A 22835-nucleotide genomic window follows, 5' to 3' on the forward strand; every position below is an offset into this window, starting at 1 on the left:
GGACAGGGCTGTGCCAATAAAATGTCATAACCGCGTACTGCTGCTGTTGGCCTGCGTGGCCATTGCAGCGGTTGCGCTACCGTTTGTGAATGTCGCGCCTAACCGCCTGATGTCGGGCGAAGGGCGCGCGCTCTGGCAGATCTGGTCGTTTATGCCGGTGCCGTTGGGCGTAACGCTCGCTGTTGTGGTCGCCTTATCGTTCTCGTCAACGCGCGCGGCGCAATGGCTGACGCTTCTGCTCTGCGAAGTGCTCTTTATTGCGCTGTTCTGGAGCGCAGGGCAGGCGGCGACGCATATGACGTCTGTCGAAAGCCCGCTTGCGCGTACCTCTGTAGGCAGCGGCCTGTGGCTCTGGCTGGCGCTGTGTCTGCTGGCCTGTAGCGATGCGATCCGCCGCCTGATGACGGGGTCGGTCTGGCGTTGGTTACTGAACGCACAAATCTGGTGTATCCCGTTAGTGCTGCTGTTTAGCGGTGAGCTGAATAATCTTTCGCTGTTAAAAGAGTACACCAACCGCCAGGATGTGTTTGACGGTGCGCTGGTACAGCATCTGACGATCCTCTTCGGTACGCTTTTCCCCGCGCTACTGTTAGGCGTACCGCTGGGCATGTGGTGCTATCGCCATCCCGCCCGTCAGGATGGCGTCTTTACGGTTCTCAATATCATTCAGACCATTCCTTCCGTTGCGCTGTTCGGCCTGCTGATTGCACCGCTGGCAGGGCTGGTGAAATCGTTTCCTGCGCTGGGAACGATAGGCATTGCCGGGACCGGGTTAACGCCTGCGCTGATCGCCCTGGTGCTGTATGCGTTGTTACCGCTGGTGCGCGGCGTGGTGGCAGGCTTAAGCCAGGTTGCGCCGGATGTGCTGGAAAGCGCCCAGGCGATGGGAATGAGCGCGCGGCAGTGTTTCTGGAAAATTCAGCTTCCGCTTGCGCTGCCGTTACTCTTGCGTAGCCTGCGAGTGGTGACGGTGCAAACCGTGGGGATGGCGGTGATCGCGGCGTTGATCGGTGCAGGTGGCTTTGGTGCGCTGGTATTCCAGGGACTGCTCAGCAGTGCGCTGGATCTGGTGTTATTGGGCGTGGTGCCCACCATCGCGCTGGCGGTGGTGCTTGATGCGCTGTTTGCCTTATGGCTCGCGTTGCTCAGAGGGAGAGCCAATGATTGAATTTCACGATGTGAGTAAAACCTTTGCGGGCCGCCCGGCGGCGAGCCACCTGAACCTGCATTTTGCCGAGGGGGCGTTTTCCGTGCTGATTGGCACGTCCGGTTCGGGGAAATCGACCACGCTGAAGATGATCAACCGGCTGGTGGAGCACGACAGCGGGTTGATTCGTTTTGCCGGAGAAGAGATCCGTAGCCTGCCGGTACTGGAGCTGCGCCGCCGCATGGGGTATGCCATCCAGTCCATCGGCCTGTTTCCACACTGGACGGTCGCGCAAAACATCGCCACCGTGCTGCAGCTGGAAAAATGGTCACAGGCTAACATTCATGATCGGATCGACGAACTGATGGCGCTGCTGGGGTTAGAGCCTGCGTTGCGCGATCGCTACCCGCACCAGCTTTCCGGCGGGCAACAGCAGCGGGTCGGGGTGGCGCGTGCATTGGCTGCTAATCCGCAGGTGTTGCTGATGGATGAGCCGTTTGGCGCGCTGGACCCGGTCACACGTGGTGCATTGCAGACGGAGATGACGCGCATTCACCGTATTCTGGGTCGCACTATTATTCTGGTCACCCACGATATCGATGAAGCGCTGCGCCTTGCTGACCATCTGGTGCTGATGGATCACGGCGAAGTGGTCCAGCAGGGAACGCCGCTTGAGCTACTCACTCATCCGGCGAACGATTTTGTGCGCGAGTTTTTTGGTCACAGCGAGCTGGGCGTCAGGCTGCTTTCTCTGCGCACCGTGGGCGATTATATGCGTCGACAGGGTTCTCAGGTGAGTGGCGAACCACTACGGGAGCAGATGAGCTTGCGCGATGCGCTGTCGGCGTTTGTTGCGCATCAATGCGAGGAATTGCCTGTTTCTGACGAGCAGGGCACGCCATGCGGTACGCTACATTTTCGTGATTTGCTTGCCGGGGAGGTGAGGCGTGAAGTGGGTGCGTGATCCGTTACTCTGGCTGGCTGGCGTTTTTATCGCCTTACTTTTCCTGATGCCACACAGTGCGGCGCTGTTTAGCTCGCTTTTTCCTGGCCTGCCGCGTCCGGTCTACCAGCAGGAGAGTTTTATTAATCTCACGCTGGCGCACTTCTGGCTGGTGGCGCTCTCAAGCGTTATTGCCATTGCGCTGGGTGTCGGGGCGGGGATTGCGGTGACGCGTCCTTCAGGCCGTGAGTTTCGACCGCTGGTGGAAACCATTGCGGCGATCGGCCAGACATTTCCACCGGTAGCGGTGCTGGCGATTGCCGTTCCGGTGATTGGCTTTGGTCAGGAGCCCGCCATTATTGCGCTGATTTTGTACGGCGTCCTGCCCATTCTTCAGGGCACGCTGGCCGGGATTGCGGCCGTTCCTGCATCGGTATTGAGCGTGGCAGAAGGCATGGGAATGAGCGCCTGGCAGCGGCTGCGTAAAGTTGAGCTGCCTCTGGCTGCGCCCGTTATCCTGGCCGGGGTCCGTACCTCGGTGATCATTAACATCGGGACGGCGACCATTGCCTCAACGGTGGGAGCAAACACGCTGGGAACGCCAATTATTATCGGCTTAAGCGGGTTTAATACGGCTTACATTGTACAGGGGGCGATACTGGTTGCGCTGGCGGCGATTGTTGTCGATCGCCTGTTTGAGCGCCTGGCTGTGTACCTCAGCCGACACCGCCACGAACAATAAACGAGTAACCTGCCAGCATCACGCCGCCGATACCGCTGACGGCCATCAGAACAAAAAGGGTAATTACGGCCAGTTTCGTTGCCTTCATCATGTGCTCCTGTTGTTAACGGAACAATTATACGGTGAAGCGCAGCTGTTAATGAACCATTAAATGCCGTTACGGTTCATTTGGGCCAAGCGGATAAACCGGATAACCATGCTCACGCCACTCCGTCAGCAACTGTTGCTGCGACGCGGACGGGACTTCGCCACACCAGACCAGCAGCGTTTGTCCGTCAAACAACTCAGGCCTTAGCTGGGCGAGAGAGTGCGCCAGAACGTCCACGCGCCAGCCGCGCTGGGTGGCGATCCAGGCTTCAAGCCACAGACGCGTGGTGTCATGAACGTTCCAGCCGACAACCAGCGCATCTTTGCCGCTCTTGTTTCTCGCTGAAGCAAGACAGACGGAAATATAGTTAATGAGCACGCCGTCGAGCATGCTGAGCAGCGCCTGCAAGGTGGACTGCTGACACTGCAGACGGCGACGTAGCGGGATAAAAAGATGCGTGATCAAGGTTTGCGCCGGATAGTCTCGCCCTTGCTCTTTGATCCACCCACGCAGGCGCTGCAGGTTACCGGCCTGCAGGAGGCGCAGGAGGGTTTCCTGCTGTTCGCGCCAGAGATGTTGTGTGTCAGGGTCATCCTGGCTGAGCAGCGATTTCACTTTGCCGACCTGAACGCCGTTGTCAATCCAGCTTTTGATCTCACGGATTCGATCGATATCCGCATCATTGAAAAGACGGTGGCCGCCGTCCGTTCTCTGCGGTTTGAGTAGACCATACCGTCGCTGCCACGCCCGTAGCGTAACGGGATTGATATCACAAAGGAGTGCCACTTCACCTATCGTGTACAGCGCCATATTCGCCCCCTGGCTTGCGCGTCCCCAGCTTAACTGTAGACCCACTTTGCCGAACCAGGAAGAATTGTCCGTTTTTTGAACAAATAATGCGAAGTATACGTTATGTTCAGCAAAAGGTGTGATGACGGACACGATTTATACCTTTTATGGGCTGCTTCAAAGAAAGTTAAGCTCCTTCAGTGTATGTTACGCGTTTTTAGAGTGTGCGGTTTGTGAGTATGTACGAGTTTAATCTGGTACTGCTGTTGCTTCAGCAGATGTGTGTGTTTCTGGTCATCGCCTGGTTGATGAGTAAAACGCGCTTGTTTATCCCGCTAATGCAGGTCACCGTACGCCTGCCGCACAAATTCCTCTGCTACGTTGTCTTTTCCATATTCTGCATCATGGGGACCTGGTTTGGTCTTCACATTGAAGATTCTATTGCCAATACGCGCGCCATTGGCGCAGTGATGGGCGGGTTGCTCGGCGGCCCCGTCGTGGGAGGGCTTGTCGGGTTAACCGGCGGCCTGCATCGCTATTCGATGGGCGGAATGACGGCGCTAAGCTGCATGATCTCAACGATCGTCGAAGGGCTGCTGGGGGGCCTGGTCCACAGCTACATGATCAAACGTGGACGGCCGGATAAAGTCTTCAGCCCGATAACCGCAGGGGCTATTACCTTTGTGGCAGAAATGGCGCAGATGGCGATCATTCTGCTGATTGCCCGGCCGTTTGACGATGCGCTCCACCTGGTCAGCAGTATTGCCGCTCCAATGATGGTGACAAACACCGTGGGCGCGGCCCTCTTTATGCGTATTTTGCTCGATAAGCGCGCGATGTTTGAGAAATACACGTCGGCATTTTCCGCCACCGCCTTAAAAGTTGCCGCATCGACGGAAGGGATACTGCGTCAGGGCTTTAACGAAGAGAACAGCATGAAAGTGGCGCTGGTACTTTATAAAGAACTGGATATCGGCGCGGTGGCGATAACGGATCGTGAGCGGCTGCTGGCGTTTACCGGCACCGGGGACGATCACCACCTGCCGGGTAAACCGATCTCTTCTGCCTATACTCTGCGCGCCATTGAAACCGGGGAAGTGGTCTATGCCGACGGTAACGAAGTGCCGTATCGCTGTTCGCTCCATCCGCAGTGCAAACTCGGCTCGACGCTCGTGATCCCACTGCGCGGTGAAAATCAGCGGGTGATGGGCACGATCAAACTCTATGAGGCAAAAAACCGACTGTTCAGCTCCATCAACCGCACGCTGGGGGAGGGGATTGCGCAGCTGCTTTCCGCACAAATTCTGGCGGGGCAGTATGAACGGCAGAAGGCATTGCTGACGCAGTCTGAAATTAAACTCCTGCATGCTCAGGTGAATCCGCATTTCCTGTTTAACGCCCTCAATACGCTCAAAGCGGTGATTCGCCGTGACAGCGATCAGGCGGCACAGCTGGTGCAGTTCCTGTCGACCTTTTTCCGCAAGAACCTCAAGCGCCCGTCGGAAATTGTTACGCTGGCCGATGAGATAGAGCATGTAAATGCCTATCTGCAGATTGAGAAAGCGCGTTTTCAGTCGCGCCTGCAGGTGTCGCTCTCCGTTCCCGATGAACTGGCGTACCAGCATCTTCCGGCCTTTACGTTGCAGCCCATCGTGGAAAACGCCATCAAGCACGGCACGTCGCAACTGTTGGGAATGGGGGAGATCACCATTTCTGCCAGCCGGTTTAACCACCATCTGGTGCTGGATATTGAAGATAACGCCGGTCTGTATGAACAATCCGCCTCAGGTGGGTTAGGCATGAGCCTGGTGGATAAACGCCTGCGCGCGCATTTTGGTGACGACTGTGGCATCACTGTCGCCTGTGAGCCAGATCGCTTTACCCGAATTACCCTACGACTGCCGCTGGAGGAAAACGCATGTTGAGAGTGCTGATTGTTGACGATGAGCCGTTAGCACGGGAAAACCTGCGCGTTCTGTTGCAGGAGCAGCCTGACATTGAGATTGTGGGTGAGTGCGCAAACGCCATTGAGGGTATCGGCGCGGTTCATAAGCTGCGCCCGGACGTGCTGTTCCTGGATATTCAGATGCCGCGGATAAGCGGGCTGGAGATGGTCGGGATGCTTGATCCTGAGCACCGCCCTTACATCGTGTTTCTGACGGCCTTTGATGAATATGCCGTCAAAGCGTTTGAAGAACATGCGTTTGATTATCTGCTGAAGCCGATAGAAGAGAAGCGTCTGGAAAAAACGCTCACCCGTTTACGTCAGGAGCGCACCGTACAGGATATGACGCTGCTGCCGGACAATCAGCAGCCGTTGAAATTTATTCCGTGCACCGGCCATAGCCGAATTTACCTGCTGCAGATGGATGATGTCGCCTTTGTCAGCAGCCGTCTGAGCGGGGTGTATGTCACCAGCGCGGAAGGTAACGAAGGGTTTACAGAGCTGACGCTACGCACGCTGGAGAGCCGCACGCCGCTGATTCGCTGCCACCGACAGTACCTGGTAAATATGGCGCACCTGAAGGAGATCCGTCTGGAAGATAACGGCCAGGCGGAGCTGGTGCTGCGTGCCGGGCAAACCGTGCCCGTTAGCCGTCGCTATCTGAAGAGTTTGAAAGAGGCGATAGGCCTGTAAAGCTGGTACACTGCGCGGCATTGCATCATCGACAGTTAAAGGCACTCATGATTAGTAATGATATTCTTCGTAGCCTGCGCTACACCCTGAAAGCAAATAATAACGACATGGTGCGCATTCTTGCGCTTTCCGATATGGAAGCCACGTCGGCCAGCTTCGATACCTGGATGACCAAAGAAGATGAAGAGGGCTTCGTTCGCTGCCCGGACATCATTCTGTCTGGTTTTCTGAACGGCCTTATCTACGACAAGCGCGGCAAAGATGAATCTGCGCCGGAGCTGGCGCTGGAGCGTCGGGTGAACAACAACACGGTACTGAAAAAGCTGCGGATTGCGTTTTCACTGAAAACCGACGATATCCTGACGATCATGACCGAGCAGAAATACCGCGTGTCGATGCCGGAAATCACCGCCATGATGCGCGCGCCGGACCACAAAAACTACCGCGAGTGCGGCGACCAGTTTTTGCGTAATTTCCTGCGCGGGCTGACTCACCGGGTGCATCATCCGAAGGCGTGATTTAGCCGGGTGGCGGCTTCGCCTTACCCGGCCTACAAAACCCGCAGGCCCGTGCAAGCGGAGCGCCGCCGGGCAAAAAAAAGCCGGAGATTATCTCCGGCTTTTTTTTTATTTCACCTGCTGACCCGGCTTCGCGCCTTCGTCAGGGCTTAACAGGAAGATATCTTTCCCGCCAGGGCCTGCGGCCATCACCATCCCTTCAGAGATGCCGAAGCGCATTTTACGTGGTGCCAGGTTGGCAACCATCACCGTCTGACGGCCAATCAGCACCTGCGGATCAGGATACGCAGAACGGATGCCAGAGAAGACGTTACGCTTCTCGCCGCCCAGATCCAGCGTCAGACGCAGCAGTTTGTCAGAGCCTTCCACGAATTCCGCGTTTTCAATCAGCGCCACGCGCAGGTCAACTTTCGCGAAATCATCAAAGGTGATGGTCTCCTGAATCGGATCGTCCGCCAGCGGGCCGGTTACCGGTGCCGCAGCAGCCTTCACTTCTTCCTTAGAGGCTTCCACCAGCGCTTCAACCTGCTTCATTTCGATGCGGTTGTACAGCGCTTTGAAGGTGTTCACTTTGTGGCTGAGCAGCGGCTGCTGGATGGCGTCCCAGGTCAGTTCGGTGTTCAGGAACGCTTCAGCACGTTCAGCAAGCTGTGGCAGAACCGGCTTCAGCCAGGTCATCAGCACGCGGAACATGTTCAGACCCATGGTGCAGATGGCCTGCAGATCGGCATCGCGGCCTTCCTGTTTCGCGACAACCCACGGTGCCTGCTCGTCCACGTAGCGGTTAGCCACGTCGGCCAGCGCCATGATTTCACGAATCGCTTTACCGAATTCACGGCTTTCCCACGCTTCGCCAACCGCGGCGGCGGCATCGGTGAAGGTTTTATACAGCTCAGGATCGGCCAGTTCAGCAGACAGCACGCCGTCAAAGCGTTTAGCGATAAAGCCCGCATTACGGGACGCCAGGTTCACTACCTTGTTGACGATGTCCGCGTTCACGCGCTGCACGAAATCTTCCAGGTTCAGGTCGATATCGTCGATGCGGGAAGAGAGCTTCGCGGTGTAGTAGTAGCGCAGGCTGTCGGCGTCGAAGTGGTTCAGCCAGGTGCTGGCTTTGATGAACGTGCCGCGAGATTTGGACATCTTCGCGCCGTTGACCGTCACATAGCCATGAACAAACAGATTAGTCGGTTTGCGGAAGTTGCTGCCTTCCAGCATCGCTGGCCAGAACAGGCTGTGGAAGTAAACGATGTCTTTGCCGATGAAGTGGTACAGCTCGGCATCGGAATCTTTCTTCCAGTAGGCGTCAAAGCTGGTGGTGTCGCCGCGCTTGTCGCACAGGTTCTTGAAGGAGCCCATGTAGCCGATTGGCGCGTCCAGCCAGACGTAGAAATATTTGCCCGGTGCGTTCGGGATTTCAAAGCCGAAGTACGGTGCATCGCGGGAGATATCCCACTGCTGCAGGCCGGATTCGAACCACTCCTGCATCTTGTTCGCCACCTGCTCCTGCAGCGCGCCGCTGCGGGTCCACGCCTGCAGCATTTCGCTAAACGACGGCAGGTCGAAGAAGAAGTGCTCGGAGTCACGCATCACAGGCGTCGCGCCGGAGACCACGGATTTCGGCTCGATAAGCTCGGTCGGGCTGTAGGTCGCGCCGCACACTTCGCAGTTATCGCCGTACTGGTCCGGAGATTTACATTTCGGACAGGTGCCTTTGACGAAACGGTCCGGCAGGAACATGCCTTTTTCCGGATCGTACAGCTGAGAAATGGTGCGGTTTTTGATAAAACCGTTCTCTTTCAGACGGGTGTAGATCAGCTCCGACAGCTCGCGGTTTTCGTCGCTGTGCGTGGAGTGATAGTTGTCATAGCTGATGTCAAAGCCAGCAAAATCGGTCTGATGCTCCTGACTCATTTCGGCAATCATCTGCTCCGGGGAAATCCCCAGTTGCTGTGCTTTCAGCATGATCGGCGTGCCGTGGGCATCATCGGCGCAGATGAAGTTAACCTCGTGGCCGCGCATTCGCTGGTAACGGACCCAGACATCAGCCTGGATATGCTCCAGCATGTGGCCGAGGTGGATTGAGCCGTTGGCGTACGGCAGGGCGCACGTTACCAGAATTTTCTTCGCGACTTGAGTCATAGTAGGCATTACTTCTTTTAACTGTGAAAAGGGTTTTCGATATTACCAAAAGGGGCATTATTAAGTAAGCACAAACCACGGCCTTTCAGGTAAACTTGTTCATCTAAGGTCTTATTCACAAGAACAAAGGAGTCGGGATGAGTTCTCAATCCCAGGCCAAATCACCGGAAGCCTTACGAGCAATGGTCGCCGGGACGCTGGCTAATTTTCAGCATCCAACCCTGAAGCACAATCTCACCACGCTGAAAGCGCTGCACCACGTCGCCTGGCTGGACGACACGCTGCACATCGAACTGCAGATGCCGTTTGTCTGGACGAGTGCATTTGATGTGCTGAAAGAACAAACCAGCTCCGAGCTGCTGCGCATTACCGGCGCAAAAGCGATCGACTGGAAGCTGAGCCACAGCATCGCCACGCTGAAACGCGTGAAAAACCAGCCGGGCGTTAACGGTGTGAAAAACATCATCGCCGTTAGCTCGGGTAAGGGCGGGGTGGGTAAATCCTCCACCGCGGTAAACCTCGCACTGGCACTGGCTGCCGAAGGGGCGAAGGTCGGCATTCTGGATGCGGATATTTACGGCCCGTCCATTCCGAACATGCTGGGCGCAGAAAACCAGCGTCCAACTTCGCCGGACGGCACGCACATGGCACCGATCATGGCGCATGGTCTTGCGACCAACTCCATCGGTTATCTGGTCACTGACGACAACGCGATGGTCTGGCGTGGCCCGATGGCCAGCAAAGCGCTGATGCAAATGCTGCAGGAGACAATGTGGCCGGATCTCGATTATCTGGTGCTGGATATGCCGCCGGGCACCGGTGATATTCAGCTGACGCTGGCGCAGAACATTCCTGTTACCGGTGCGGTCGTGGTCACGACGCCACAGGATATCGCCCTGATCGACGCCAAAAAAGGCATCGTGATGTTCGAGAAAGTCGAAGTGCCGGTGCTCGGTATCGTCGAGAACATGAGCATGCATATCTGCAGCAACTGTGGGCACCATGAGCCGATCTTCGGTACTGGCGGTGCGGAAAAGCTGGCGGCGCAGTATCACACCCAACTGCTGGGGCAGATGCCGCTGCACATTACGCTGCGTGAAGATCTGGACAGCGGGAAACCGACGGTGGTCAGCCGTCCGGACAGCGAATTTGCGGAGATGTATCGTCAGCTGGCGGGGCGCGTTGCGGCGCAGCTTTACTGGCAGGGCGAAGTGATCCCGAGCGAAATCGCGTTCCGCGCGGTGTAACGCCTCTGCGTTTTAGTGCCGGGTGGCGGCTTCGCCTTACCCGGCCTACGAAACTACAAATGGCACCATCACGTAGGTCGGGTAAGGCGAAGCCGCCACCCGACTTTAACCCAACCGATAGTGCATCAAATAATACTCTCCTTCCGGAGAATTCCCGGATGCCTCAATATGCCAGCCGTGTCGCTGGTAAAAGGCAATCGCCCGCGTATTTTTCACCAGACACTTCAGCGCCCCCGTACTGGTAAACGTCTTCTGTACGTGCTCAAGCAACATATGCCCGACGCCCAGGCTCTGATACTGCGGGTCGACAAACAGATTGTGCAGAAAATTATCGTTCGTCCAGACTGAGGCGAAGCCAAGTCGATGCCCATCCTGCACCGCCACCCAAATCTCTTCGTCCAGAATTGCCGCGTCAAAATCTTCAAGCTGCCACGCTGCGCTGTCCAGCCATGGCCAGGCGTCACGCCGGGCGTGGAGATAGAGCGTGCGCAGGAAAGGGCGATCGCTCTCCTGCCACGGCCGGATTAACATCGCCTTAGCGGTGATAGAAGATGTCACCGTTATAGGCTTTGTAGATTTTGCCATCCGCATCGCCAATCAGGACATAGTTTTCGCCCATGTAGGTCCAGTGTGTACCTGCATCCGGCGCGGGCAGATTTCGCAGCTGATACTGTTTAATGGTGTATTCAGGGGTTTGATACAGCGCGGGAGCCGTGTCGCCGATCTTGAACTTTGTGAAATCGGCAATGAACTCTTGCTCTTCATAGGCTTTGATGCCAGAAGGCGCAGACCCCGTTTGTGGGGCGGCAGAGGCCACACTCGCCAGAGACATTACTGCACCCAGAAGCAGCCATTTACATTTAGCCATTTTTTCTCCAGTTATACCGTTACAGATACTCACAGCCTGCTGTTGCGTTGACAGCCTGGCAGGCAGACCATTCTAAGGATCAGCGCCTGGTGTGTTTGATAAAAAATGTAACAAAAGTGAACGGTTTTGTGTAGTGAAACAGGCCAGCGCTATTCTTTGTGTGAATGTATTTAGGTCGGACTATTTCACTGGGGTTATGGTTTTTTTAATTAATTCTGAAAATGCATGTTAAATATTGCTTTATCAGAAATGTGGCATGCATTTTAATGAAATAAGATATAAGATTATAAAAAATGGAATCGAATAATTCGCCTGTAGTTAATTCAATCGTCTGGTTGTTTTATTTCACGTTATGATGAAATTGTCTGTTTAATTAACTGAAAACAACTGTGTTTAATGGTGCGAATAGCTTGTGGCTGGTTGGTTGTACGTCTTTCACTCGTTCATGGATGACAAATCACTTTAAATGAAAAAAATAACAGCTCTCTCTGTAATATTCTTAACACTAAGCCAGTTGACAGGGTGCGTATTTTCTCCAGGGCAAACTATAAGCACGGGAGGAAAAAATCGAATTACGTCTACGGAAGAACTTAATTATATAGACAAACGTATGGATATTTATCCCCTTACGCCTTCGCTTGTTGAAAAACTCCGCTCTCCCGCACTGAAATCTCAGGCAAATCCTAATCTGGATGAGCAGATCAAAAACTGGGAATACCGCATTGGAACCGGTGACATTTTGACGGTGACCGTCTGGGACCACCCTGAACTGACGACGCCAGCCGGACAATACCGTAGCGCGAGTGATGCAGGTAACTGGGTCAATGCCGACGGCACACTCTTCTATCCTTACGTCGGCAAACTGCATGCGGCCGGAAAAACGGTTGCTGAGGTGCGTGATGAGATCACCGCCCGGCTGGAAAATGTTATCGAAAGCCCCCAGGTGGATGTCAGCGTCGCCGCTTTCCGTTCACAAAAAGCCTACGTCACGGGGGAGGTGGTTAAATCGGGTCAGCAGGCTATCACCAATATTCCATTAACGGTGATGGATGCCGTCAATGCTGCTGGTGGCCTCTCCGCCGATGCTGACTGGCGCAATGTTGTGCTTACGCATAATGGTCAGGACTTACGTCTCTCTCTGTATGCGCTGATGCAGCACGGCGATCTCACACAAAATAAGCTGCTCTATCCTGGCGATATTCTTTTCGTGCCGCGTAACGATGCGCTGAAAGTGTTCGTGATGGGGGAGGTGGTTAAACAGAGCACGCTGAAGATGGATCGTAGCGGCATGACGCTGGCCGAAGCCCTGGGAAGTGCAGGCGGTTTAAACCAGGACATGGCGGATGCCACCGGGATTTTTGTCATTCGTTCGGTTGCCCAATCCGGGCAGGCGGGCAAGATTGCCAACATCTACCAGCTCAATGCGAAGGATGCCTCCGCAATGGTGCTGGGAACGGAATTCCAGCTGGAACCGTATGACATCGTCTATGTCACCACGGCACCGCTGTCACGCTGGAACCGGGTGATCACACAGCTTGTGCCGACAATCAGTGGCGTACATGACCTGACAGAAACGGTCCGCTACATCAGATCGTGGCCGCAATAATGTTTAATTCCATATTAGTGGTTTGTACCGGCAATATTTGTCGCTCTCCCATCGGGGAGCGACTTTTGCGCCAGCTTTTACCGGGGAAGCAGGTCTCTTCTGCGGGTATTTGGGGGCAGGAAGGAAGCCCGGCAGATCAAGATGCCCAGGTTGTCGCGTTGCGTCACGGCATTTCACTTGACGGTCATGTGGCGCGCAAACTGACGCGTAGCCTGATGCAAAAATCCGATCTGATTCTGGTGATGGAGCCAGAGCATCTTCACTTTATTTCCGCTATGGCACCGGAGATTCGCGGCAAATCGCTGCTGTTCGGGCAATGGCTGGACCCGCAGATCATTCCCGATCCGTACCGTAAAAGCCATGAAGCATTCGAATACGTTTTCGGGCAGTTGGGTAAAGCCAGCCAGGAATGGGCACGCCGTTTAGGGCAAAAAGGAATGAAGCATTAATGTCGTCTTATTCAGCAGACAATTATGGTGCCGCAGCACCTGAAAAAAATGAAATTGATATCGTCCGTTTTCTCGGCGAGATGGTCGATCACCGCGTAATGATATTGAGCGTCACCTTCCTGTTCACGTTATTTGCGGGGATTTATGCGTTTTCCACCACGCCTGTTTATCAGGCTGATGCCCTGATACAGATTGAAGCGAAACAGAATAACAGCCTGCTGAAGAACCTGAGCCAGCTTGGCAGTGAGCTTTCACCTGATGTTGCGCCAGAGCTGTTGCTCCTTAAATCACGCATGATTCTGGGTGAGACCGTCGATGAGTTAGGGTTAACGCAGCAGGTTAAACCCCGAGTGATGCCGGTGCTGGGCTCGTTGTGGGGGCGGCTTAGGGGGGAGACGCCGGGTAAAATAACGCTTCAGTCACTGCAGATCCCCCTTCGTGAGGGGAAGCCGCAAGAGCTGGTACTGACGGTTCTGGGGCAGAGGAAATACCGCGTTGACGGGGATAACGTTCATGCTGAAGGGGTTGTCGGAAAGCTGCTCACCAAAAATGGCGTATCGTTGCAGGTCACGTCACTTGCTGCGGCAACAGGGGCGCAATTCACGTTAAAAACGTTTACGAGGCTCGACACCATAAACCGGCTGTTTAAACGCTTTATCGTTACTGAATCGTCTAAGCAGAGCGGCATGCTGGTGCTAACGTTGACGGGTGAAGATCCTGAAAAAATCCCGGCAATACTCAACAGTATCGCAGGCAATTATCTCAAGCAAAATATTGCCCGCCAGGAAGCTCAGGATGCCCGGAGCCTTGCGTTTTTAAAGCACCAGTTACCAAAAATCAGCGGTGAGCTGGATCAGGCCGAGGCGCGGCTTAATACTTACCGTGAGCAGCGCGATTCCGTCGACTTATCCCTTGAAGCCAAATCGGTTCTGGATCAGGTGGTGAATGTAGAAAACCAGTTGAACGAACTGACCTTTCGCGAAGCTGAAATCTCACAGTTTTTTAAAAAGGATCACCCTACTTATCGTGCTTTAAGAGAAAAACGCCACACACTGGAACAGCAGAGGGCGCGCCTGAATGGGCGTGTCTCAACGATGCCTTCGACGCAACAGGAAATTTTACGTCTGAGTCGGGACGTGGAATCCGGGCGGGCCATCTATTTGCAACTGCTGACGCGCCAGCAAGAGTTAAATATCTCGCGCTCCAGTGTCATCGGAAATGTGCGGATCATCGATACTGCAGTGACTCAACCAGAGCCGTTAAAGCCCAAAAAAGCGCTGATTATTCTCGTTGGCATGCTGGCGGGCATGATGGTTTCAATGGGCTATCTGCTGGTAATTGTCGCTTTGAAGCGCGGTATTATGATTTCTGAGGAGCTGGAAGCCCACGGAATTCCGGTACTCGCGACGCTGCCACACTCGGTTTGGCTATGGAAAAAAACACACCTGCGCAGGACGAATCCATTTGCTTCCCAGTGGAAACATAAAACGTCGGAAATCCCCTTCCTGCCTGTAGAGAGACCGACGGATATGTTCATTGAGGCGGTGCGGGGGCTGCGTACCAGTCTGCATTTCACCATGATGGATGCCGCAAATCGCATTGTGATGATTTCCGGCCCGACTCAGGACTGCGGAAAGACCCTGGTCAGCACATCGCTGGCAGCCATTGCGGCTCAGGCGGGGCAACGGGTGCTGTTTATTGATGCGGATATGCGCAAAGGGTATGTCCATAACATCTTTGGTCTGCGTAATCATATCGGGCTAACCAGCGTGCTCGCCGGAAAACAGGAGTGTCAGGATGTCATTCAGCGTTATGAAAAAGGCGGTATTGATGTGATGACCTGTGGCCCGGTGCTGTCTCATCCTTCACTGTTGCTGCTGAACGATCGTTTTAAGGCCGTAATGTCATGGGCTGATGAACATTATGATTTGGTTGTTCTCGACACACCGCCCGTGCTTGCCGTAACGGATGCTGCGCTGGCTGCAAAAGAGGCCGCAACAACGGTACTGGTTGCTCGCTTCGGTAAAACCACAATGAAAGAGATGGAGACCAGCCTGAAACGTTTGCATCAGGCGGGCGTGAAGGTGAGCGGCACTATTCTGAACGATATTGTGAAATCCAGAGCACTTTATTACAGCTCAGGGTGTAGTTATCAGGACTACGACTACACCCCGAAGCAAAAGTGACTGCAGGATTAGTGCTTCACTAGCGTAGCGAAGTAATACACAAGGGGGATGGCGAGAACCCAAAGTCCAACAGGGATTTCGCGCCATTTCCCGGCAATCGTCTTGATGATGATGTAAAACAGTAACCCTCCAGCAATACCCGTCCCGAAGCTATTGGCAATCAGGGTGATCATCACCATCATCAGGACCGGAAGACCTTCGGTGAAGTTCGCCAGATCAACCTTTCGCAAGCCGCTGAACATATTCAGACCGATCAGGATAAGTGCGGGCGCGGTCGCTTCTTTCGGGATCATCAGCGCGATGGGCGTGAAAAGCAGCATCAGCAGGAACATCACCGCGGCGGCCAGCGCCGTCATGCCGGTTTTGCCACCCGCTTCTGCTGCTGCCGACGACTCTATAAGCGCTGTCGCAGCCGGTATCCCTACCCACGGTCCGATGGCGGCAGCAATCGAATCGACCATAAACGGGCGGTTAATTTGCGGCATGTTGCCCTCTTCATCAAGCAAGCCAGCCTCACCGCCCACCGCCAGGGTGGTCCCCATCGTAGAAAAAAACTCAGAAGCGAAAAAGACAAACAGGAAAGGCAGGAAAGCAATATTCAGTGCGCCCAACATGTCGATGTGACCCAACACCGGCGTCAGCGAATGAGGAACGTCAATAAAGCTGGATGGCAATTTCGTCACGCCCAACGGAAGCCCGACCAGGGTCGCGAACAGGATGGCCCACAAAATCGCGCCCGGAATACGACGGGCCTGCAACGCGATTGCCAGGAACAAACCAGACAGTGCCACGAGCGCGCCGGGTGAAAGAAAATCGCCCAGCATCAGTGCATTGGTTTTAGCGTTTGCCAGCACCAGCCCGGCATTGCGAAAACCGAGGACCGCGACAAACAGACCGATGGAGGCCGTCAGCCCCAGTTTGATAGACTGAGGTACGGAACGGGTGACCACTTCGCGCAGGCCAAAACGGGTCAAGAGGAAGAACAGAATGCCGGACCAGCAGGCGATCCCCAGGCCAATTTGCCAGCCTATCCCTCCACTTCCGGCAAGGGTTACGCCGACCAGGACTGAGCCGCCAATGCCCGGTCCGACGATGAACGGCAAGTTCGCATAGAACGCCATCAGCAGCGTACCGGCAACAAACACCAGAATCGTCCCCGTGGTTGCCGCGCCTTTATCCATGCCGCCTGTCGCCAAAAGACCGGGGATCACCACCAGTAAATAGGCCGCCGCGAGAAAGCCGGTGATCCCGGCGAGACATTCAGTGCGCACCGTACTGCCGCGCGAATGCAGTGCAAAACGACGTTCGAGCCAGCTCCCTGGTGCTGGCGAATTAACGGTATTGTCGGCCATTATCCGGCTCTCCTTCGGTATTATTGTGTTGTGTCCGGGGTTTCCCGGTAAGAAATCAGCGGATCGACAATCTGGCGCGTGGTGCCATCGGTCAGCCCAAGATCGGTTAAATGTGGCCCGGCATTACAGGCAAGGCAGGTTCCCTCAATCGCTTTAAATACCCGGTACGGCGGTTCCCAGTCGGCAATCAGGCTGCTGCGTTCGCGCAGCTCCCGGAACTGGCGCGCCAGCCCGGCAGGGGGCTGGTCCGACAGCATGCCTGCAATCGGCATTTCAACATGGGCAATTAATTTGCCGTTTTGCGCCAGGGCCATGCCGCCGCCGCTCTGGATCAGCGCATTGGCGGCCAGCGCCATATCGTCAGGATCGCGGCCCAGTACCACCAGATTATGCGAATCGTGGGAGTAGCTGGTGGCGATTGCACCGCGCAGCGCTCCCCAACCTTCCAGCAGGGCAATCTGCGGTTTTGCCGCATGGCGTGCGTGACGATGCTGAACCCAGATCACACTAAAGCCCTCCGGGATCTGCACCTTTCCGTTACGCACCTGCGCGTCAGTCTCCCCCCAGCGGGTAAACCGTGCGCCGCTGATGTGGCGCAGACGGGCGACACCGTGGTGCGCACCGGCAATACGCATGTGAAAATCATCGGCGCTCAGCGAAGACAAATGCACGGTATCGCATGGCAGTGCCAGTGCGGCATCTGCAATCGGTTCAATCATCGCTCCGTCCTGAGCAATCATTTTCCCGGCCACGTAAACCTGGCGAGCCGTCAGTTTTTCAAGGGAATCGAAGACCACCAAATCGGCACGACGTCCGGCAGCAATCAGCCCCAGGTCGTTGCGCTGCAGACGAAGGGAGGCGTTCAGCGTGGCAAAGCGCAGCGCGTCCGTTGCCGGTAATCCGTGCTCAATAAGCAGATTCAGCAACGCAATAATTCCACCTTTTTCCAGCAGTATGTCCGGCGGAACATCGTCAGTACAGACCGTGATCTGCGATGAAAGATGCGGCAGGGTTTTCAGCGCCCTGACGATATCCGGCAGCAGATAGGGGTGTGAACCGCGAATTTCCAGCGTCAGCCCGGCGCGTAATTTTTCCAGCGCATCTTCGGCGGAGGTCAACTCATGATCAGAGGTCATGCCAGCCGCCAGGTAAGCCTGTAAATCTGCACCGCTGAGCCCGCGCGCATGGCCTTCAATGAGCTTACCGCTTTCAAGCCCCGCCTGCAGGATCTCCAGCATTCGCTGGCTGCCGTTAAGCACGCCGTGCATGTCCATCACCTCCGCTACGCCGCGCACTTCCGGCCAGCGGAGTAGGGTATTCATCTCGTCTCCGGCGAAATCAGCACCCGACATCTCCAGCCCCGGCGTGGAGGGGACACTTGAGGGGGCGGCCACCATCACCTGCAGCGGCAGGTTACGGCTGGCCTCGATTGCAAAACGCACGCCCTCAATACCCAGTACGTTTGCCAGCTCATGTGGGTCCCAGAACACCGCCGTGGTGCCCTGCGCCAGTACAATTTCCGCGTAGCGGGCAGGCAGGAGGTGAGAGCTTTCGAGGTGGACGTGTGTGTCCATCAGGCCTGGGGACAGGAAGTGGCCTTGCAGATCGTGCGTCTCAAGCGCATCGCTTCGGCTTCCGCGCGGATGGACGCTGGCGATCAGTTCTCCGACAATGCCGACATCGGCATTGCGGATCTCGCCTGTAGCCATATCAACAATTCGGACATGCGTGAGCAGCAGGTCGAAAGGTGTTTCGCCTCGCGCGGCCTGAACGGCGCGGCGTCGGGTTTCAGCAGTCATGCAATTAACGGTTCCAGCATTCAAACATTGACGATACTCTATGCACCCGGCAAACGTTTGCCCAGCTGATAAAATTTATCGCCCGATAACTCCGGCTTATTCTGAGAAGCGTGAAAAAGATAATGACGACGGAACCCTGGCAGCGCTTGCCCGCGCTTTCTCTTCGGCAGCTTCAGTATTTTGTCACCCTGGCGCAACTGCGTCATTTTACGGATACCGCCAGTAAGCTGGCGATCAGCCAGCCTGCGCTCAGCAGCGCACTGCGGCAAATCGAAACGGTGCTCGGTGGAAAGCTGGTGAACCGTACCGCCTCGTCCGTTACGTTGACGGAGCTGGGTAACGCCATCCTGCCGCATGCGCAGCGGGTGCTTAGCGTGGCCCAGCTCGCATTTGACGACATGCAGCAGATTGTACAGGCGGGCGGCGACGGCACGGTACGCATCGGCCTTATTCCATCCGTCAGTTCTCTGCTGTTTCCCTCGCTTCCGCAGACTCTTGCGCAGGCTTTTCCCCGCCTGAAGGTGGAATTTCACGATCAGACCAATGATGCGCTTCTGGCACAGTTGCTGAAAGGGCAGATTGATTTTGGCATTGGCGCGCTGGATAACTCGGTTCCCGATGGGCTGGAGGTCTTTCCGCTGCAGGACGATCCGTTTGTTGCGGTGATCCACTGTGACGATCCCCTGGCGGCTTCAGCACATGTGCCCTGGAAGCAGTTAGCTGGCCGGGAGATTGCTGTCTTCTCGAAAGGTAACATTCAGCGTCTGGTCGGGGCGCTTGCGGAAAGCCATCGTCTGTCGCTGCAGACGCGCTATCAGGTGGATTACATTGAAACGCTGTACGGCCTGGTGCGCTCGCGGCTGGCCGTGGCGATTTTACCGCAGCTTTACACCACGCATCTTCAGGACCCGCAGCTCAGGGTGGTTCATCTTCAACAACCGGCACTGACCCGAACAGTGGCATTAATGCGCGCGCCGCAGGCATTGCCGCCGCTGATAGAATCCTGCTTTACGCTGATGGTTGAAACCTTGCGAACAAACTGAGGGGATGGGGCAGGGGAAATACCCTCTCCCGGAAGGGAGAGGGGTAAGTCTTACTTCGCCAGAACTTCCTGCGCGGTGCGTTCCACCAGAGACAGCAGGACTTTAACATCCTCCAGCGTCACGGTTGGGTTCAGCAGGGTCAGCTTCAGGCAGGTAATACCGTTGTGCTCGGTCACGCCAACGTTGGCACGGCCGGATTCCAGCAGCGCATCACCAATTTTCTGATTCAGCAGGGCAATACCTGCATCATCCATCTGTACCTGTCCACGGAAGCGGAACAGGACGCTTGCCAGCTGCGGCTGCATCACCAGCTCAAGCGCAGGCTGCTCTTTCACGTAAGCCGCAACCTGCTGTGCCAGCGTCACGCCGTGATCGATGATCGCCGCGTATTGCTCCTGACCCAGTGCTTCCAGGCTCATCCACAGCTTCAGCGCGTCGAAGCGGCGCGTGGTCTGCAGAGATTTGGATACCAGGTTAGGCACGCCTGCCTCTTCGTCGAACTCAGAGTTCAGGTAAGCCGCCTGATAGCGCATCAGCTCATAGTGACGCGCTTCTTTCAGCAGGAACGCGCCGCAGCTGATGGTCTGGAAGAACTGCTTATGGAAGTCCAGCGTCACGGAATCCACCAGCTCAATGCCGTCCAGATAGTGACGATACTGCTCAGACATCAGCAGCGCGCCACCCCAGGCCGCATCAACGTGTACCCAGATGTTCTGCTTCGCCGCCAGCTCAGCAATCGCGCGCAGCGGATCGATAGCGCCCGCATCGGTCGTACCTGCTGTCGCCACAATCGCCAGAATCTGCTCGCCGTTGGCATTGCACTGCTCAATTTTCGCCGCCAGATCGGTCAGATCCATACGCGAGAATTCGTCCGTTTTCACCTGCACCACGGACTGATAGCCGAGGCCCATCAGCGCCATGTTTTTCTGCACGGAGAAGTGCGCATTCTCGGAGCACAGCACGCGAATTTTACGCAGATCGCCCACCAGACCGTCCTGCTGAACGGAGTGACCCTGGCGCGCAAAGAACGCATCGCGCGCCAGCATCAGACCCATCAGGTTGCTCTGGGTGCCGCCGCTGGTGAAGACACCTGCGTCGCCAGCCTGATAACCCACGCGGGTACGCAGCCATTCGATCAGTTTGATCTCGATAATGGTTGCGGACGGGCTTTGATCCCAGGAGTCCATACTCTGGTTAGTGGCGTTGATCAGCACTTCCGCCGCCTGGCTTACCACCAGGCTTGGGCAGTGCAGGTGCGCCACACACTGCGGGTGATGAACAGACAAACTGTCTTTCAGGAAAAACTCCACGGCGCGTTCAATCGCCGCTTCGTTACCCAGCCCTTTCGGGTTGAAATCCAGCTTAATACGGTCGCGCAGTTCCGCGACCGTTTTGCCCTGGTACATCTCAGGCTGTTTCAGCCACTGCATCACAGCCTGAGAGCTTTGTTCAATCGCCTGCTGGTAAGCCTCAATGCTCTGCGCAGAGGAGAACAAAATTGGGTTTGAATCAGACATCGTAATCAACAACTCCGGTTACGCCGGGCGAACGCCCGCAGCAAGCAGTGCCTGCTCAAATTTATCCAGGAAGATTTTCAGCTCATCATCGCTGATCAGCAGGGAAGGCAGCAGACGCAGCACAATGCCGTTACGACCGCCACGCTCCAGAATCAGACCGGCTTCAAAGCACTTCTTCTGAATCAGCGCAGACAGCTCACCGTCGCCAGGGAAGCAACCCATGTGGTCAGCGGCTTCATGCGGCTTAACGATCTCAATACCGATCATCATGCCCAGACCGCGAACGTGACCGATAACCGGGTAGCGTTTCGCCATCTCTTTCAGCTGGCCTTTCAGCCATTCACCCTGAGCAGCGACTTTGCCTGCGATGTTCTGGTCTTTCAGGATTTTCAGCGTCGTCAGACCGGTTGCCATCGCCAGCTGGTTGCCGCGGAAGGTGCCAGTGTGGTGACCTGGTGCCCATGCATCGAACTGCTTTTTGATACCGAGCACAGCCAGTGGCAGACCGCCGCCAACCGCTTTGGACATCACGATGATGTCTGGCTCAATGCCAGCGTGTTCAAACGCGAAGAATTTACCGGTACGGGCAAAGCCAGCCTGAACTTCGTCGAGGATCAGCAGAATGCCGTGTTCCTGAGTCACTTTACGGATGCGCTGCAGCCACTCAGCCGGAGCCGGGTTCACGCCGCCTTCACCCTGAACGGCTTCCAGGATCACCGCTGCTGGTTTACGCACGCCGCTTTCAACGTCGTTAATCAGGTTGTCGAAGTAGTAGGTCAGCGCTTTCACGCCCGCCTCACCGCCGATACCCAGTGGGCAGCGGTACTCGTGCGGGTAAGGCATGAACTGCACTTCTGGCATCATACCGTCAACGGCTTCTTTCGGAGACAGGTTGCCGGTGACGGACAGTGCGCCGTGGGTCATGCCGTGGTAACCACCAGAGAAGCTGATGATACCGCTACGGCCGGTCACTTTTTTCGCCAGCTTCAGCGCCGCTTCAACGGCGTCTGCACCGGATGGACCGGTGAACTGCAGGCAATACTCTTTGCCCTGACCAGGCAGCAGAGAGAGCAGGTATTCTGAGAACGCGTCTTTTAACGGCGTCGTCAGATCCAGGGTATGTAACGGCAAGCCGCTGGTAATGACATTTTGGATGCTTTTCAGCACATCAGGATGATTGTGACCCAGCGCGAGAGTGCCTGCGCCAGCTAAACAGTCAAGGTATTCTTTGTTATCTGCATCGGTGATCCACACGCCTTCTGCTTTAGTGATCGCTAAAGGCAGCTTGCGCGGGTAACTCCTGACGTTAGATTCAAACTCGGCCTGACGGGCCAGATAGGTTTCGTTGCTTTTATGGGCATCTACAGTGTCAATACGGACTTTATCCGTCATCATATCACTCCTACAACCGCCGCTTCGTTATGAGCCACGATTGAATAAAAAGTTAAAAAACAGATGGGGCCTGAAAAAAACGCCGCCAATATAGAGCCTTTTGCCACGGGGCTCAATGGTTAATTTGTTTACGGTTTTGTGACGCGGAGGACGGGGGCGGAAATATGCCCGTTTTGAGAAAAGAAATTGCGCTTTATGCCAAATGAAAACAGACAGTTAAGTGCAATTTGTCAGGACTGTAAAAATAGAGAAAAGTATGTGACAAATCGTGCCACAGAACGAGGATAATGAGGGCAGAACGCCCCTTTTGCCTGATTGTGTCAGCATTACCCGCCAAATACGGTAGACACGTCAGGCTGTTTTTATTCC

At 55.5% G+C, this 22835-nt stretch carries 20 protein-coding genes; 11 read left to right on the plus strand and 9 right to left on the minus strand.

The genetic code is table 11. From position 1 onward, the window contains the following. Window positions 1-10: 10 nt before the first annotated feature. Genes ABGB15_RS07785 through ABGB15_RS07795 form a run of 3 tightly spaced genes read left to right on the plus strand, consistent with a single transcriptional unit; the run spans window position 11 to window position 2832 of the window. Entirely contained in the window at window positions 11-1168 is a 1158-nt protein-coding gene (locus tag ABGB15_RS07785) for an ABC transporter permease (RefSeq protein ID WP_215722349.1), read from the plus strand. Then, a complete protein-coding gene (locus tag ABGB15_RS07790) occupies window positions 1161-2111 on the plus strand; it encodes an ABC transporter ATP-binding protein (protein WP_215722348.1) in 951 nt (316 codons plus the stop codon). The genes ABGB15_RS07785 and ABGB15_RS07790 overlap by 8 nt, the downstream gene beginning before the upstream one ends. Continuing rightward, a complete protein-coding gene (locus ABGB15_RS07795; protein WP_152081610.1) occupies window positions 2095-2832 on the plus strand; it encodes an ABC transporter permease in 738 nt (245 codons plus the stop codon). The genes ABGB15_RS07790 and ABGB15_RS07795 overlap by 17 nt, the downstream gene beginning before the upstream one ends. Here the strand turns inward: ABGB15_RS07795 and ABGB15_RS07800 are convergent. Both ABGB15_RS07800 and mlrA read right to left on the minus strand, forming a co-directional pair. Next, a complete protein-coding gene (locus tag ABGB15_RS07800) occupies window positions 2807-2920 on the minus strand; it encodes a protein YohO (RefSeq protein ID WP_010433613.1) in 114 nt (37 codons plus the stop codon). The two genes, ABGB15_RS07795 and ABGB15_RS07800, sit on opposite strands and share 26 nt — an antisense overlap. 69 nt (window positions 2921-2989) lie before the next feature. Then, window positions 2990-3730: an HTH-type transcriptional regulator MlrA gene (gene mlrA / locus ABGB15_RS07805; RefSeq protein WP_152084397.1), complete on the minus strand. Its 741-nt coding sequence runs from the start codon at window positions 3728-3730 to the stop codon at window positions 2990-2992. Window positions 3731-3948: 218 nt separating this feature from the next. Between mlrA and ABGB15_RS07810 the strand changes: the two genes are divergently transcribed. The 3 genes from ABGB15_RS07810 to ABGB15_RS07820 are packed head-to-tail and all read left to right on the plus strand — an operon-like array spanning window position 3949 to window position 6865. Next, window positions 3949-5634 (plus strand): sensor histidine kinase, encoded by a 1686-nt coding sequence (locus ABGB15_RS07810; protein WP_215722347.1) that lies wholly within the window; start codon window positions 3949-3951, stop codon window positions 5632-5634. After that, a complete protein-coding gene (btsR, locus tag ABGB15_RS07815) occupies window positions 5628-6347 on the plus strand; it encodes a two-component system response regulator BtsR (RefSeq protein ID WP_152081608.1) in 720 nt (239 codons plus the stop codon). Before ABGB15_RS07810 ends, btsR begins: the two co-directional genes overlap by 7 nt. 47 nt (window positions 6348-6394) lie before the next feature. Further along, window positions 6395-6865, plus strand: coding sequence for a DUF1456 family protein (locus ABGB15_RS07820; protein WP_152081607.1), 471 nt, complete (start codon window positions 6395-6397; stop codon window positions 6863-6865). Between the two features lie 108 nt (window positions 6866-6973). Here ABGB15_RS07820 and metG read toward each other — a convergent pair whose 3' ends face one another. Next, window positions 6974-9007, minus strand: a complete 2034-nt coding sequence (gene metG, locus ABGB15_RS07825) for a methionine--tRNA ligase (RefSeq protein WP_152081606.1) — start codon at window positions 9005-9007, stop codon at window positions 6974-6976. Between the two features lie 137 nt (window positions 9008-9144). Here metG and apbC point away from each other — a divergent pair, with 137 nt between their 5' ends. Beyond that, the gene (apbC, locus tag ABGB15_RS07830; protein WP_152081605.1) at window positions 9145-10254 is read left to right on the plus strand and encodes an iron-sulfur cluster carrier protein ApbC; all 1110 of its coding nucleotides are present in this window, start codon (window positions 9145-9147) and stop codon (window positions 10252-10254) included. A 105-nt stretch (window positions 10255-10359) separates the two neighbouring features. On the opposite strand, the gene ABGB15_RS07835 is transcribed toward apbC, so the two are convergent. Both ABGB15_RS07835 and ABGB15_RS07840 read right to left on the minus strand, forming a co-directional pair. Beyond that, window positions 10360-10839 carry a GNAT family N-acetyltransferase gene (locus tag ABGB15_RS07835; protein WP_215722346.1) on the minus strand — a complete coding sequence of 160 codons (480 nt, stop codon included), beginning with the start codon at window positions 10837-10839 and terminating at the stop codon, window positions 10360-10362. After that, window positions 10790-11122, minus strand: coding sequence for an RcnB family protein (locus ABGB15_RS07840; RefSeq protein ID WP_152081603.1), 333 nt, complete (start codon window positions 11120-11122; stop codon window positions 10790-10792). Before ABGB15_RS07840 ends, ABGB15_RS07835 begins: the two co-directional genes overlap by 50 nt. A gap of 466 nt (window positions 11123-11588) precedes the next feature. Here ABGB15_RS07840 and ABGB15_RS07845 point away from each other — a divergent pair, with 466 nt between their 5' ends. The 3 genes from ABGB15_RS07845 to ABGB15_RS07855 are packed head-to-tail and all read left to right on the plus strand — an operon-like array spanning window position 11589 to window position 15363. Continuing rightward, a complete protein-coding gene (locus ABGB15_RS07845) occupies window positions 11589-12728 on the plus strand; it encodes a polysaccharide export protein (protein ID WP_152081602.1) in 1140 nt (379 codons plus the stop codon). Next, complete coding sequence (locus tag ABGB15_RS07850; protein ID WP_152081601.1) at window positions 12728-13177, plus strand: protein tyrosine phosphatase; 450 nt, start codon at window positions 12728-12730, stop codon at window positions 13175-13177. Before ABGB15_RS07845 ends, ABGB15_RS07850 begins: the two co-directional genes overlap by 1 nt. After that, window positions 13177-15363 carry a polysaccharide biosynthesis tyrosine autokinase gene (locus ABGB15_RS07855; RefSeq protein ID WP_215722345.1) on the plus strand — a complete coding sequence of 729 codons (2187 nt, stop codon included), beginning with the start codon at window positions 13177-13179 and terminating at the stop codon, window positions 15361-15363. The genes ABGB15_RS07850 and ABGB15_RS07855 overlap by 1 nt, the downstream gene beginning before the upstream one ends. Before the next feature lie 8 nt (window positions 15364-15371). Here the strand turns inward: ABGB15_RS07855 and ABGB15_RS07860 are convergent, their stop codons facing one another. Both ABGB15_RS07860 and ABGB15_RS07865 read right to left on the minus strand, forming a co-directional pair. Beyond that, entirely contained in the window at window positions 15372-16715 is a 1344-nt protein-coding gene (locus ABGB15_RS07860) for an NCS2 family permease (protein WP_215722344.1), read from the minus strand. Between the two features lie 20 nt (window positions 16716-16735). Then, window positions 16736-18514, minus strand: coding sequence for an adenine deaminase (locus ABGB15_RS07865; RefSeq protein WP_215722343.1), 1779 nt, complete (start codon window positions 18512-18514; stop codon window positions 16736-16738). A 122-nt stretch (window positions 18515-18636) separates the two neighbouring features. Here ABGB15_RS07865 and ABGB15_RS07870 point away from each other — a divergent pair, with 122 nt between their 5' ends. Continuing rightward, window positions 18637-19557, plus strand: coding sequence for a LysR family transcriptional regulator (locus tag ABGB15_RS07870; RefSeq protein WP_215722342.1), 921 nt, complete (start codon window positions 18637-18639; stop codon window positions 19555-19557). Between the two features lie 50 nt (window positions 19558-19607). On the opposite strand, the gene ABGB15_RS07875 is transcribed toward ABGB15_RS07870, so the two are convergent. Together ABGB15_RS07875 and ABGB15_RS07880 are read right to left on the minus strand one after the other, a co-directional pair. Continuing rightward, a complete protein-coding gene (locus ABGB15_RS07875) occupies window positions 19608-21074 on the minus strand; it encodes an aspartate aminotransferase family protein (RefSeq protein ID WP_215722341.1) in 1467 nt (488 codons plus the stop codon). 18 nt (window positions 21075-21092) lie between these two features. Then, window positions 21093-22469 carry a diaminobutyrate--2-oxoglutarate transaminase gene (locus tag ABGB15_RS07880; RefSeq protein WP_152081595.1) on the minus strand — a complete coding sequence of 459 codons (1377 nt, stop codon included), beginning with the start codon at window positions 22467-22469 and terminating at the stop codon, window positions 21093-21095. Between the last annotated feature and the right edge of the window lie 366 nt (window positions 22470-22835).

This window comes from Enterobacter sp. MALB-1, assembly GCF_041021625.1.
Taxonomy (GTDB): Bacteria; Pseudomonadota; Gammaproteobacteria; order Enterobacterales; family Enterobacteriaceae; genus Enterobacter; species Enterobacter oligotrophicus.